General features: G+C 63.5%; 13 protein-coding genes. 11 read left to right on the top strand and 2 right to left on the bottom strand.

Features of this window, described 5'->3' with window-relative positions:
- Positions 1-9: 9 nt before the first annotated feature.
- Positions 10-1038 carry a zinc-binding dehydrogenase gene (locus AC07SZ_RS06495; RefSeq protein ID WP_056572508.1) on the top strand — a complete coding sequence of 343 codons (1029 nt, stop codon included), beginning with the start codon at positions 10-12 and terminating at the stop codon, positions 1036-1038.
- 13 nt (positions 1039-1051) lie between these two features.
- On the top strand, positions 1052-2035 hold the full coding sequence (locus AC07SZ_RS06500) for a lipid A biosynthesis lauroyl acyltransferase (protein ID WP_494913770.1): 984 nt from the start codon (positions 1052-1054) through the stop codon (positions 2033-2035).
- Positions 2036-2101: 66 nt separating this feature from the next.
- On the opposite strand, the gene AC07SZ_RS06505 is transcribed toward AC07SZ_RS06500, so the two are convergent.
- Positions 2102-2533, bottom strand: coding sequence for a L,D-transpeptidase (locus AC07SZ_RS06505; protein WP_056572510.1), 432 nt, complete (start codon positions 2531-2533; stop codon positions 2102-2104).
- Positions 2534-2754: 221 nt separating this feature from the next.
- Between AC07SZ_RS06505 and AC07SZ_RS06510 the strand changes: the two genes are divergently transcribed.
- From AC07SZ_RS06510 to AC07SZ_RS06530, 5 genes are all read left to right on the top strand, one after another.
- The gene (locus AC07SZ_RS06510; RefSeq protein ID WP_494913771.1) at positions 2755-4032 is read left to right on the top strand and encodes an acetylornithine deacetylase/succinyl-diaminopimelate desuccinylase family protein; all 1278 of its coding nucleotides are present in this window, start codon (positions 2755-2757) and stop codon (positions 4030-4032) included.
- Between the two features lie 125 nt (positions 4033-4157).
- On the top strand, positions 4158-5636 hold the full coding sequence (locus AC07SZ_RS06515; RefSeq protein WP_056572513.1) for an ABC transporter substrate-binding protein: 1479 nt from the start codon (positions 4158-4160) through the stop codon (positions 5634-5636).
- A 255-nt stretch (positions 5637-5891) separates the two neighbouring features.
- Positions 5892-6839 carry an ABC transporter permease gene (locus AC07SZ_RS06520; protein WP_056572515.1) on the top strand — a complete coding sequence of 316 codons (948 nt, stop codon included), beginning with the start codon at positions 5892-5894 and terminating at the stop codon, positions 6837-6839.
- Entirely contained in the window at positions 6836-7705 is an 870-nt protein-coding gene (locus AC07SZ_RS06525; RefSeq protein WP_494913772.1) for an ABC transporter permease, read from the top strand. The genes AC07SZ_RS06520 and AC07SZ_RS06525 overlap by 4 nt, the downstream gene beginning before the upstream one ends.
- On the top strand, positions 7702-9324 hold the full coding sequence (locus AC07SZ_RS06530; protein WP_494913773.1) for an ABC transporter ATP-binding protein: 1623 nt from the start codon (positions 7702-7704) through the stop codon (positions 9322-9324). The genes AC07SZ_RS06525 and AC07SZ_RS06530 overlap by 4 nt, the downstream gene beginning before the upstream one ends.
- Before the next feature lie 15 nt (positions 9325-9339).
- Here the strand turns inward: AC07SZ_RS06530 and AC07SZ_RS06535 are convergent, their stop codons facing one another.
- Positions 9340-9771 carry a TerB family tellurite resistance protein gene (locus AC07SZ_RS06535; protein WP_056572520.1) on the bottom strand — a complete coding sequence of 144 codons (432 nt, stop codon included), beginning with the start codon at positions 9769-9771 and terminating at the stop codon, positions 9340-9342.
- Positions 9772-9892: 121 nt separating this feature from the next.
- Between AC07SZ_RS06535 and AC07SZ_RS06540 the strand changes: the two genes are divergently transcribed.
- From AC07SZ_RS06540 to AC07SZ_RS06555, 4 genes are all read left to right on the top strand, one after another.
- The gene (locus AC07SZ_RS06540) at positions 9893-10678 is read left to right on the top strand and encodes a TSUP family transporter (protein WP_056572522.1); all 786 of its coding nucleotides are present in this window, start codon (positions 9893-9895) and stop codon (positions 10676-10678) included.
- 52 nt (positions 10679-10730) lie between these two features.
- Entirely contained in the window at positions 10731-10901 is a 171-nt protein-coding gene (locus AC07SZ_RS06545) for a hypothetical protein (protein WP_081295103.1), read from the top strand.
- Positions 10902-11001: 100 nt separating this feature from the next.
- Positions 11002-11832: a helix-turn-helix transcriptional regulator gene (locus AC07SZ_RS06550; RefSeq protein ID WP_494913774.1), complete on the top strand. Its 831-nt coding sequence runs from the start codon at positions 11002-11004 to the stop codon at positions 11830-11832.
- Between the two features lie 125 nt (positions 11833-11957).
- Positions 11958-12377, top strand: a complete 420-nt coding sequence (locus AC07SZ_RS06555; RefSeq protein WP_494913775.1) for a VOC family protein — start codon at positions 11958-11960, stop codon at positions 12375-12377.
- The last annotated feature ends 48 nt before the right edge of the window (positions 12378-12425 follow it).

The following is a 12425-nucleotide window of genomic DNA, read 5'->3' on the forward strand; positions in this document are numbered from 1 at the left end:
ACAGGCCCAATGCGCGCATTGCAACTTATCGAGGACCGCCGTCTTGAGACGGTGGACCTGCCGCCCCCGCCGCCCCCCGCACTCGGCGAAGTCACGCTGCGCATCAAGGCGGTGGCACTGAACCATATCGACGTCTGGGGCTGGCGCGGCATGGCCTTCGCCAAGCGCAAGCTGCCGCTGGTCGTCGGCGCCGAGGCCTCCGGCGAGGTCGAGGCGGTCGGCCCTGGCGTTTCCAGCCTGCTGCCCGGACAATTGGTGTCGATCTATGGCGCGCGCACCTGCGGCCTTTGTCGCGCCTGCCGCGAAGGCCGCGACAATCTGTGCGAACATGTTTCCGGCGTTCACGGTTTCCATCTCGACGGCTTCGCGCAGGAAAAGATCAACCTGCCCGCACGCCTGCTGGTCCCCGCTCCACCCGGCGTGACCGACATTGGCGCCGCGGTGGCGCCCGTTACCTTCGGCACGGTCGAGCACATGCTGTTCGACAACGCCAGGCTTCAGCCGGGTGAAACCATCCTTGTCCATGCCGGCGGCTCCGGCATCGGCTCGGCCGCCATTCAGCTGGCCAAGCGGATGGGTTGCACCATCATCACCACGGTCGGCTCGAACGACAAGATCGACAAGGCCAAGGCGCTCGGCGCCGACCATGTCATCAACTATCGCGACGACCGCTTCGAAGGCGTCGTGCGCAAGCTGACAAAGAAGAAGGGCGTCGACGTCGTGTTCGAGCACGTCGGCGCCGACACCTTTGCCGGCTCGATGCTGTGCCTGAAACGCGGCGGCCGCCTGGTGACCTGCGGCTCGACCTCCGGCGTGTCGACGCAGATCAACCTGATGCAGCTGTTCCAGCAGCAACTGAAGCTGCTCGGATCCTTCGGTTGCCGCATGGAAAACATGGCCAACGCCATGCAGAAAATGGCGGCGGGACAGGTCGCACCGGTCATCGACACCGAGGTCGGATTCGATGATATCGACGCCGCGCTGAAGCGCATGGAAGGCCGCGACGTCTTCGGCAAGATCATCCTGCGCGTCGCCTAGGGCCTTGACCTCGGTGCTCAAGAAGCTTCGCCGCGACGTCAAATTTCGCTATGGTCGGCAGTTGCGCCAAGCGAACTACTGCCTGGTTGCGCGTGCGGCGATGATCATCCTTTCGGTGCTGCGCCTGTTGCCGGTCGACAGCGCATTGAATTTCGCCGACCGGGTCGCGCGCCTCATTGGCCCCCGGGTCGGACGCCATCAGGTCGCCATCGACAATCTGCGCAAGGCCTATCCGGAAAAGAGCGAGGACGAAATCGAGGCCATCGCCTCCGACATGTGGGGCAACATGGCCCGGCTCGCCGCCGAATACATCTTCCTCGACGCCCTGTTCGACTATGATCCGGCCGCCAGCAAGCCCGGCCGCGTCGAGGTCAAGGGAGTAGAACATTTCGTCGAGATCGCCGCCGAAAAGCAGCCGCATATCGTCTTCACCGGCCATCTCGGCAATTTCGAACTGCTGCCGGTGGCGGCGGCCACTTTCGGCATGAACATCACGGCGCTGTTCCGCCCGCCCAACAACCCGTACCTTGCCGACTACATTCTTTCGACGCGGCGCTCGACCATGGGCGCGCTGCTGCCGTCGATGGCGGGGGCCTCGTTTGCCCTGGCCTCCGTGCTGGAAAACGGCGGCAATATCGGCGTCCTTGTCGACCAGAAATTCTCCAACGGCCTGGAGACGACCTTCTTCGGTCGCCCCTGCCAAAGCAACCGGGTGCTCGGCACCCTTGCCCGCCACTATGACTGCGACGTCTATCCGGCGCGTTGCATCAGATTGCCAGGCAACCGTTTCCGGCTCGAGATCGAGGACAGACTGGTCTTGCCGCGTACCGCTGACGGCACCGTCGACGTCCACGCCACCACCCAGATGCTGAACGATGTGGTCGAACGCTGGGTGCGCGAGGATCCCGGCCAGTGGATGTGGTTTCACAAAAGGTGGGAAATCAGCAACTGGCGGCGCAAGAAGCGGCCGAAGCCGGCTCCTGCCGCAAGCGCCTAGCCCAAGCTGCTGGCGAGAAAGCGACTCTGCGCCAGCGATTGATGCCACCGGCGAGTCCGGGACGTTTCAGTTCGCCACGACAATGCGCGTGTTGCCGAAGCCCACTTCCCGCACCATCGAATAAAAGGCAGCCGCATTGGCCGTGTGCAGCCGCACGCAGCCATGCGAGGCCGGACGGCCGAGTTGCCTGACAGCGCCCGTCCCATGGATGGCATATCCACCATGGAAGAACACCGAATAAGGCATCGGCGACATGTCGTATTTGCGCGAATACCACATCTTGGCGGTTCGCTGCGGCCGATATGTGCCACGCGGGGTGAAATAACCCGAGCGGGCGGTCGACACGGCCCAGCGATAGACCTCCGACCCGTACCGCACCGTCATCGTCTGCGACGACACGTCGATCTTCGCTTCCAACATCGCCGCGTAACTTGCGGACGGCGTACCCAACAGCGCGGTTGCCAACATCGCCGCTGCCACGAGAAAGAACTTCTTCATGCGATCAAACCCCTTTGATTGCCCCTTGCCGGCTCGCCATCACGTTGTTTTTCACCATTTTTAATGGCAGTGAACGGATAACACACACTCCTTGATCAATTCCCCAATCCAAAGCAGCGAATTTGAACGATTTCCCGCGATAGTTGCCGCAACGACACGTCGCACGGACTTGATGGTCGGTGGGCTTGCAAAACCGCCGGGATCGCTGCTCAACTCAGCGGATGAACGAACGACTCCTCAAGGCAATCGATGACAGGCGCGACGATGTCGTCGCGCTGACCGCCGACCTCATCCGTTTTCCGACCATCAACCCACCGGGCGAAGCCTACCGGCCATGCGCCGAATATCTTGGCGCGCGGCTGAGAAAGCGTGGTTTTGAAACCGAATTCATCCGCGCCGAAGGCACGCCCGGCGACACCGACCGCTATCCGCGCGTCAATGTCGTGGCCCGTTTCGACGGCCGCTCGCCCGGTGCCTGCGTCCACTTCAACTCGCATATCGACGTCGTCGAGGCCGGCGACGGCTGGACCGTCGATCCGTTCGCCGGCATCGTCAAGGACGGCAAGGTCCATGGACGTGGCGCCTGCGACATGAAGGGCGGCCTGGCCGCGTCGATCATCGCGGCCGAAGCCTTCATGGACGTTTATCCCGATTTCCCCGGCGCCATCGAAATATCGGGCACGGTCGACGAGGAATCCGGCGGCTTCGGCGGCGTCGCCCATCTGGCCGGCCTCGGCTATTTCTCCAAGCCCAAGGTCGACCACGTCATCATCCCCGAGCCGTTGAACAAGGACCGCATCTGCCTTGGCCACCGCGGTGTCTGGTGGGCGGAGATCGAGACCAAGGGCGAGATCGCGCATGGCTCGATGCCGTTTCTGGGCGACAATGCGGTGCGCCATATGGGCGCCGTGCTGAAGGCTTTCGAGGACGAGTTGTTCCCGGCGCTCGACCGCAAGGTGACGCGCATGCCGGTCGTGCCCGAAGGCGCCAGGCGCTCGACCATGAACATCAATTCCATCCATGGCGGCCAGACCGAGGATTTCCGGCCTGGCCTGCCCTCGCCCAACGTGCCCGACTCCTGTCGGCTGACCATCGACCGCCGCTTCCTGCTCGAGGAAGATCTCGCCACGGTCAAGGGCGAAGTGACCGGCATTCTCGAGCGGCTGAAGCGCGAGCGCAAGAAATTCGACTACGAGATCCGCGACCTGATGGAAGTACTGCCGTTGATGACCGAGCGCGACGCGCCGGTGGTCAAGGCCGTGGCGCAAGGCATTCACGCGATCTTCGACCGCGAGCCCGACTACGTCATCTCGCCCGGCACGTACGACCAGAAGCACATTGCCCGCATCGGCCATATTTACGACTGTATCGCCTATGGACCGGGCATTCTCGACCTCGCCCACCGGCCGGACGAGTGGGTCGGCATAGAGGACATGGTGGAAGCGGCCAAGGTGATGGCGATCGGGCTCAACGTGCTGCTGCGCGGCACAACCGGATGATCGGCCTGCGGCGCAAAAAACATTTCTCCTGGCGCGACGCGACAGCACGAAACGCAATTTACTCCCGCGCCAAATCACGCTTCTATCCGCTGGCTTGAGCATTTGAGCACATGGGGAGTTCAGCGATGAAACTGTGGAAGACCCTTCTGGCCGCTGCCGTGCTGGCGGTCGCAACCGCCACTTCGGCGTTTGCCGCTCGGGCCGATCTTGTCATCGGCATTCCGCTTGAACCACCGCATCTCGACCCGACGGCGGGAGCGGCCGCGGCAATCCGGGAGGTCACCTACGCCAACGTGTTCGAGGGCCTGACCCGGATCGGCCCCAATGGCGAGGTTCTGCCGGATCTCGCCGAAAGCTGGACCATTTCCGATGACGGCAAGGTCTACACCTTCAAGCTGCACGCCGGCGTGAAATTCCACGACGGCGCCGATTTCAGCGCCGACGACGTGAAGTTCTCGCTCGACCGTGCCCGCGCGGAAAACTCCGTCAACGCGCAAAAGCAGCTCTTTGCCGCCATCGACAAGGTCGACGTGGTCGACCCCGCCACCGTGAAGGTGACGCTCACCCACCCGCAGGGCTCGTTCCTCTACAATATGGGCTGGGGCGATGCGGTGATCGTGTCGTCGAAATCCGCCGACACCAACAAGGAAAAGCCCGTTGGCACCGGCCCCTTCAAATTCCAAAACTGGGCCAAGGGCTCGTCGATCACCCTGGTGAAATCAGATCATTACTGGGGCACGCCTGCTTTCCTCGAAAAGGTCGAATTCCGCATCGTTCCCGATGCCGCGGCCGCGGTGCCGGCTCTGCTTTCCGGAGACATCCAGGCTTTCCCCTTCTTCGATCCCGACAGCGTTTCCCAGGTCAAGGATGATCCGCGCTTCAAGGTGGTGGTTGGCGCGACCGAAGGCGAGACCATCCTGTCCATCAACAACAAGAAGCCACCCTTCGACAAGCTGCAGGTCAGGCAGGCGATCTCCTACGCGCTCGATCGCAAGGCGATCGTCGATGGCGCCTCGGCCGGGCTCGGCCTGCCGATCGGCTCGCATATGTCGCCGGCCAACAAATATTATGTCGACCTGACCGGCCGCTATCCGCACGACGTGGCCAAGGCCAAGGAACTCCTCAAGGAGGCGGGACTGGAGAACGGCTTCAAGGCCACGTTGAAGCTGCCGCCGACGACCTATGCGCGGCTCGGCGGCGAGATCATCGCCTCGCAGCTCCGCGATGTCGGCATCAACCTGGAAATCATCCCCGTCGAGTGGGCGCAGTGGCTGGAACAGGTGTTCACCAAGAAGGACTACGACCTGACCATCGTCTCCCATACCGAGCCGAACGACATCGATATCTACGCGCGCAAGGACTACTACTTCAACTACGACAACCCCGCCTTCAACAAGGTCATTGCCGATCTGGAACTGACGTCCGACGAAGCCAAGCGCAAGGAATTGTATGCCGAGGCACAAAAGATCCTGGCCGACGATGCCGTGGTCGGCTTCCTCTACGAACTGCCCAAGGTCGGGGTCTGGGACGCCAAGCTGCAAGGCTTGTGGGAAAACGCCCCGATCCCCGCCAACGACCTGACCAAGGTGAAGTGGAGCGAGTGAGGCTCTCTCGGTTTCGTCATCCTGGGGCAAAGCAGGCGCGCAGCGGCTGCGTGGACCCCAGGATCCATTCCGTGACTTACGAGCGCCCCCGCGGCGCAGAATCTGGGAGATAGCTTTGAAGGTAGAGAGAGGTGACGCTGGCTTTGCACCGTCGCGCCCTTCGATCTCTTTCACAGCATGGATCCTGGGGCCTCCGCGACATCGCTTCGCTCCTGCTCCACCCCAGGATGACGACGCTAGTAGCGTCGACCTCCCATGACAGCCTACCTGCTCAAGCGCCTCGCCATCTCCCTCGCCACGCTGGCGCTGGCTTCCATCGTGGTGTTCGCGGTGCTGGAGATCCTTCCCGGCGATCCGGCGCGGCTGATGCTGGGCATGAATGCGAGCGCCGACCAGGTGGAGCTTCTGCGTAACCAGATGGGTCTCAACGCGCCGCTGGCTTGGCGTTACCTTCACTGGGCCGGCGGCCTGCTCAGCCTCGATTTCGGCCGCTCCTACACCTACTCGGTGCCGGTCATCGACCTCGTTCGTGAACGCTTGGCCGTCTCCCTGCCGCTGGCGCTGATCGCGCTCGCGCTCTCCACCCTCATCGCCATTCCGGTCGGCCTGTTTTCCGCCAGCCGGCGCGGCCGCGCCGGTGACACGATTTCCATGGGCGCGGCACAGCTTGGCGTCGCAGTGCCCAATTTCTGGTTCGCGCTGATGCTGATTTATGTCTTCGCCGTCTGGCTGCGGCTGGTGCCGGCCGGCGGGTTTCCCGGCTGGGGTGCCGGTATCTGGCCTGCGCTGAAATCGCTACTGCTGCCGGCGATCGCCCTTGCGCTGCCGCAAGCAGCGATCCTGGCGCGCGTCACCCGTTCTGCCCTGATCGAAGTGCTGAACGAGGACTACATCCGCACCGCCCGCGCCAAGGGCCTGCCCTATCGCGCCGTACTGTGGCGGCATGCGCTGCGCAACGCCATGATCCCGGTTCTGACCATCCTTGGCTTGCAATTCGCCTTCCTGCTTGCCGGCACCATCATCATCGAGAACGTCTTCTATTTGCCCGGCCTCGGCCGGCTGGTGTTCCAGGCGATCACGCAGCGCGATTTGATCGTCGTCGAAAGCGTCGTCATGCTGCTGGTCGCCGCCGTCATTGCCGTCAACCTCGTTGTCGACCTTTCCTACGCGGTCGTCGATCCGCGCTTGAGAGGCCTGCAATGACCTTGCACCTCGATATCCCCGAGGAGACATTCAGCTCCATTCTGGCCAAGGCGTTCCGAAACACGGCTTTCGTCACCGGCTTCGTCGTCACCGTATTGATCCTGGCGATGGCTTTAGTCTCCTATGTCTGGACGCCATACGACGTGACGAAGCTGATCATTGCGGACAAGACGCAAGGCCCCTCGCTGGCCCACTGGTTCGGCACCGACCATTTCGGCCGCGATATCCTGTCGATGGTCATGGTTGGCGCCCGCAATTCGATCGCCGTGGCGCTGGTCGCGGTCGGCATCGGCATGGGTATCGGCGTGCCGCTCGGCGCCTTTGCCGCGGCACGCGGCGGCTTGGTCGACGAGGTGCTGATGCGCGTCAACGATCTGGTCTTCGCCTTCCCGGCGCTGCTGTCGGCGATCATGATCACCGCCATCTTCGGGCCGGGCGCGGTCAACGCCATCATCGCCATCGGCATCTTCAACATCCCGGTCTTTGCCCGTGTCGCTCGCGCCGGCGCGCTGGCGATCTGGCCGCGCGAATTCATCCTCGCCGCGCGCGCCGCGGGCAAGAGCAGCACGCAGATCAGCGTCGAACATGTGCTGCCCAACATCGCCACGCTGCTGCTGGTCCAGGGCACCATCCAATTCGCGCTGGGTATCCTGGCCGAGGCCGGGCTTTCCTATCTCGGCCTTGGCGCGCAGCCGCCAATGCCGAGTTGGGGCCGCATGCTGTTCGACGCCCAGACCCGCATGGTGGTGGCGCCCTGGATGGCGATCTTCCCCGGCATGGCGATCGTCATCACCGTGCTTGGGCTCAATCTTCTGGGCGACGGCATTGCCGATATTCTCGACCCGAAATCACGGCGGCAGCGATGAGCCTGCTGGAGATCGAGAACCTGTCGTTGTCCATCGGCGACACCCAGATCCTGAAGGACATCGAGCTTTCCGTCGCGCCCGGCGAGGTCATGGGGCTGGTTGGCGAATCCGGCTCCGGCAAATCGATGACCGCGCTGACGATGATGCGTCTTCTTCCCCATGCAGCGCGCGCCACCGGGCGCGTATCGTTCGACGGCATCGATATCCTCGCGGCAAGCGAGGACCAGATGTGCGCGCTGCGCGGCGACGACATCGGCATGGTTTTCCAGGAGCCGATGACGGCGCTGAACCCGGTCAAGACCATCGGCGAACAGGTAGCCGAGGGCATACGCTGGCACACCAGGGCGACGCGCGCGCAAGCCGAAGAGCGGGCGCGCAAAATGCTCGACCGGGTCGGTCTGCCCTCGGCAGAATTCCCGATGTCGCGCTATCCGCACGAACTGTCCGGCGGCCAGCGCCAGCGTGTCGTCATCGCCATCGCCTGCGCCTTGAAACCGAAGCTGCTGATCGCCGACGAGCCGACGACGGCGCTCGACGTCGTGCTGCAGGCGCAAATCCTGGACCTTCTGCGTGACCTCGTCGCGGAGAGCCGTATGGGCCTGCTGCTGATCTCGCACGACCTCGCCGTGGTGACCGAGATGGCCGACCGCATCACCATCCTGCGCCGCGGCGAGGTGATGGAGGCCGGAGACACCGCGCGCACGCTGTCCGAACAACTCCACCCCTACACGCGCCAGCTGGCGCAAGCCTCGATGCATGTGCCGGCACGCGCCAGACGACATGACGCCAGCCAGGGCAAGCCCTTGCTTCAGGTGGAAGGTGTAACCCGCGACTATCGCGGCCGCCGCGCCTCGCTGTTCCGCCGCGCGCCTGACATCCGCGCCGTGGACGATATCTCGCTGTCGATGACGCCAGGCCAGTCGGTGGCGCTGGTAGGCCGCTCCGGTTGCGGCAAGTCGACGCTCGCGCGCATGATCCTGGCACTGGACCGGCCGAGTTCAGGCACGATCCGGTTTCGCGGCGAAACGATCACCGGCAAGAGCGAGGCCGATTTGAAGCCGGCCCGGCGTGACATGCAGGTTGTCTTCCAGGATCCCTACGGCTCCTTCGACCCGCGCCAGAAGGTCGAGAAACTGGTCTCGGAACCCTTGCATGTGCTGGAGAAAAAACCGACACGCGCCGAGCGCCGCGAGATGGTGGCGCATGCACTGCACGAGGTCGGCCTCGACCAACGCGACATGGAGAAGTACCCGCACGAGTTCTCCGGCGGCCAGCGCCAGCGCCTGTCGATTGCCCGCGCCATCATCACCCGCCCCAAGCTGGTCGTCGCCGACGAGCCGGTCTCGGCGCTCGACGTCTCGATCCGCGCCCAGATCCTCGATCTCTTCGCCGAGCTCAACCAGAAGCTCGGCATCGCCTATCTCTTCATCACCCATGACCTGACCGTCGCCCGTGCCATCACCGACGAGGTGCTGGTGATGCATGAAGGCAAGATCGTCGAGCGCGGCAAGACGCACGAGGTGCTGGACCATCCGCAGTCCGAGGCCGCCAGGGCATTGGTTACCGCGGCCCCCGATTTACACCGAGCGATCGCTCGGAAGATGCAGGAGCAAGGGTGAGCGGGATGACAGCCCCTATTCTTCCGGCTTCACCACATCGACCGGGCTGATGTCGAGCAGGTCGAGCGTGCGGCGCAAGAGGCGCACCTCGCTCTCGGCCAGTTGCGAATCCGCCTTGGCGATTTCCGCCATGTGCCGGGCCAATTGCTTGCGCCGTTCGACGTCGAGATCGCGAAACAGCGCCATCGCTTGCGAGCCGTTGGTCTCGTAGCCGAACTCGTTGAGATATTCGATGACGGCGTCGATGCTGGTTTCCTGGATGCCGAAGGCATCCTTGCAGATGCGGCGGAAGGCAACCATCTCGCTCTCGCTGACCGTTCCGTCGGCCAGGATCATGCGGAAAAGCATCAGAAGTTCGGCCGACAGCACCGGATCGTCCGCGACCTTGCGCACACCGGGGTCGCCGTCGAAGATTGAGCGTATCTGGTCCAGCAACGCGAATGCCATGGGGCGGTCCCTTTCCGATTCCTCTTCAATAGAGTTAGCGCGGAATCGGCCTTGCGCAAACGGGGCCGTCGTGGTCGAACGCCCCGCTATCTCCAGTCTACCAGACATCTCCACACATCAGATGATCGACCTCACCACCCAGACTGTCGCCATGCTCGCCTTGGCCGCCTTTGCGGCGGGCTTTGTGGACTCGATTGCCGGTGGCGGCGGACTGATCACCATCCCCGCACTGCTGCTTGCCGGGCTCTCGCCGGTCGAAGCGCTTGGGACCAACAAGTTGCAAGGCATGTTCGGCTCCGGATCGGCGACGATCCACTATGCCTCAAAGGGTCATGTCGACCTGCGCCGACAATTGCCGTCGGCCCTGCTGGCGGTCGCTGGGGGTGTCGTTGGCGCCTTGCTGGCCACCATTGTTCCGGGCGACCTGTTGCGCGCCCTGTTGCCGCTGGTGCTGATCGCCATCGCACTCTATTTCGCGCTCAAGCCCAATATGAACGATGTCGACCGGGCCGAGCGCCTGTCGCCGTTCCTGTTCGGACTGACCCTGGTGCCGGCAATCGGCTTCTATGACGGCCTGTTCGGCCCCGGCGCCGGTTCCTTCTACATGCTGGCCTTCGTCGCTCTTGCCGGCTACGGCGTGCTCAAGGCGACGGCGCATACCAAGCTGCTCAACTTCGCCTCCAATATCGGCGGCTTCATCGTCTTCGCTGCTGTCGGCGTCATCTCCTGGAAGATCGGGCTGATGATGGGCGTTGCCCAGTTCCTCGGCGCCCGCGTCGGTGCGAGCCTCGCCATGCGCATCGGCGCCAGATTGATCAAGCCGCTGCTGGTGGTCGTCTGCCTGGCGCTGGCGGTGAAACTGCTGGCCGACCCGGCCAACCCGCTGCGCGTCATGATTGGTGTGTGATCACGCGCCTGTTACCATGCCGTTGTTCGAATCATGTTGGAGGAGCCCGGACATGAATCTCAGCGCGCCTACCCAGATTGTTTTCATCATTTCTCTCGTCATTGCCATCATCGGCATTCTCGCCGCCCTTGGCGTTCTCGCCTTTATCCCGCTCGCATCGGTGTGGATCATTCTGATTGCCTACATCGTGCTCGCCGCCGGCTGCCTGATGCGCGGCGCCTGACAAGTCCCCTTGAAGTGGGGACGGAGAGCGCCCGGCCAAAAGCCGGGCGCTTTTGATTCTGACCTTCGGTCTGCTAGATTCCCGAGCAGAAGGATGGCCGATGCCGATCGAGATGCAGCTCCGCAAGGAACAAGACCGCTCCATCGCAGGGCGCTTCGAGATGCGCCGGCGCCTTCCCGATCCAGTGTTTGATGGGATCGTCACCGAAATTTGCGGCTACCGCGAAACGGCACCCGGCCATTTCCGTAATGTCGAATACGCTTCGCTCACCGTGCCGCTGGTGATCAGCTTCGCCGAACCCTTCGCCATCGGCCTCGGCAAGGCGCCCGGCGACAATGACCGCATCGCCAGTTTCGCCGCCGGCCTCTTCGCCGGACCGGTGATGATCGAATCCTTCGGTGCCGCCTGCTGCGTGCAAGTCAACTTCACGCCGCTTGGCGCGCGGCGTTTCTTCGGCCTGCCGATGAGCGAACTGACCGACAGCATGGTGGTCCTCGACGACGTGCTGGGCGCCGAGGGCCGGGCGCTGCGCGAACGGCTCGGCAACGCGCCGGACTGGGTGTCGCGTTTCGACCTCGCCGAAGCTTTCGTCACCGCCCGTCTTGCCGGCGCCGCCGAAACGCCGCTCGAAATCGCCTGGGCCTACGAGCACATCATCGCATCGGGCGGTCGGGCCCGCATTTCCTCCATTGCCGAAAAACTGGGCTGGAGCCGAAAGCATCTCGCCGGCGGCTTTTCCAATGCGATCGGCATCGGCCCAAAGACATTGTCGCGTATCGTCCGTTTCAACCGGGCGCTCGGCCTGTCGCGGCGGCAGGCCGCCGATTGGGCCGACATCGCCGCCGATTGCGGCTATGCCGACCAGGCGCATCTGGTGCGCGAATTCCGCGACCTTGCCGGCGACACGCCGACGGCACTTCCGGTCAGGTAACATTTCTTCAAGACGCGGGGACGGCCTTCACCCAGATTGATGCATGTAGCCCAAAAGTGCGCAGTTTTGGGACGACGACATGCACGAACAGGATTCATCGACCAACCCCATTGAAGGAGATCGACATGGCCACCAGCAACGAAGCCCCGCGTCTGTACCCTGCCCTGCGCTACAAGAACGCGGCGAAAATGATCGACTGGCTCTGCGAAGCCTTCGGCTTCAGCGTCCGCGCCCGCTATGGCGAGGGCGATGTCGTACACCATGCCGAACTGGTCTTCGGCGCCTCGATGATCATGCTGGGCAGCGCGCGCGACGACGACTACGGCAAGATGGTCGGCGAACCCGGCACCGGCGGCGGCAAATCGATCTATATCGCCGTCGACGATGCCGACGCCGCGTATGCCAGGGCGAAGAAGGCCGGCGCAACGATCATCCAGGAGTTGACGGACCGCGACTATGGCAGCCGCGAATTCATCTGCCGCGATCCGGAAGGCAGCGTCTGGTCATTCGGCACCTACTGGCCGAAGGCGGGGGATAAGGGCTGAGCCGATCGCGCTGCGAGTTCGAGATTGGCCGGGAGCGCCCCCACCTTC

The sequence above is a fragment of the Mesorhizobium sp. GW821-FHT07A06 genome (assembly GCF_059419085.1).

What these genes read in the sequence shown, in the direction of transcription:
- AC07SZ_RS06495 (WP_056572508.1), top strand. Translation starts at nt 10, where the DNA reads ATGCGCGCATTGCAACTTATCGAGGACCGCCGTCTTGAGACGGTGGAC.
- AC07SZ_RS06505 (WP_056572510.1), bottom strand. Translation starts at nt 2,533, where the DNA reads ATGAAGAAGTTCTTTCTCGTGGCAGCGGCGATGTTGGCAACCGCGCTG.
- AC07SZ_RS06510 (WP_494913771.1), top strand. Translation starts at nt 2,755, where the DNA reads ATGAACGAACGACTCCTCAAGGCAATCGATGACAGGCGCGACGATGTC.
- AC07SZ_RS06515 (WP_056572513.1), top strand. Translation starts at nt 4,158, where the DNA reads ATGAAACTGTGGAAGACCCTTCTGGCCGCTGCCGTGCTGGCGGTCGCA.
- AC07SZ_RS06520 (WP_056572515.1), top strand. Translation starts at nt 5,892, where the DNA reads ATGACAGCCTACCTGCTCAAGCGCCTCGCCATCTCCCTCGCCACGCTG.
- AC07SZ_RS06525 (WP_494913772.1), top strand. Translation starts at nt 6,836, where the DNA reads ATGACCTTGCACCTCGATATCCCCGAGGAGACATTCAGCTCCATTCTG.
- AC07SZ_RS06530 (WP_494913773.1), top strand. Translation starts at nt 7,702, where the DNA reads ATGAGCCTGCTGGAGATCGAGAACCTGTCGTTGTCCATCGGCGACACC.
- AC07SZ_RS06535 (WP_056572520.1), bottom strand. Translation starts at nt 9,771, where the DNA reads ATGGCATTCGCGTTGCTGGACCAGATACGCTCAATCTTCGACGGCGAC.
- AC07SZ_RS06540 (WP_056572522.1), top strand. Translation starts at nt 9,893, where the DNA reads ATGATCGACCTCACCACCCAGACTGTCGCCATGCTCGCCTTGGCCGCC.
- AC07SZ_RS06545 (WP_081295103.1), top strand. Translation starts at nt 10,731, where the DNA reads ATGAATCTCAGCGCGCCTACCCAGATTGTTTTCATCATTTCTCTCGTC.
- AC07SZ_RS06550 (WP_494913774.1), top strand. Translation starts at nt 11,002, where the DNA reads ATGCCGATCGAGATGCAGCTCCGCAAGGAACAAGACCGCTCCATCGCA.
- AC07SZ_RS06555 (WP_494913775.1), top strand. Translation starts at nt 11,958, where the DNA reads ATGGCCACCAGCAACGAAGCCCCGCGTCTGTACCCTGCCCTGCGCTAC.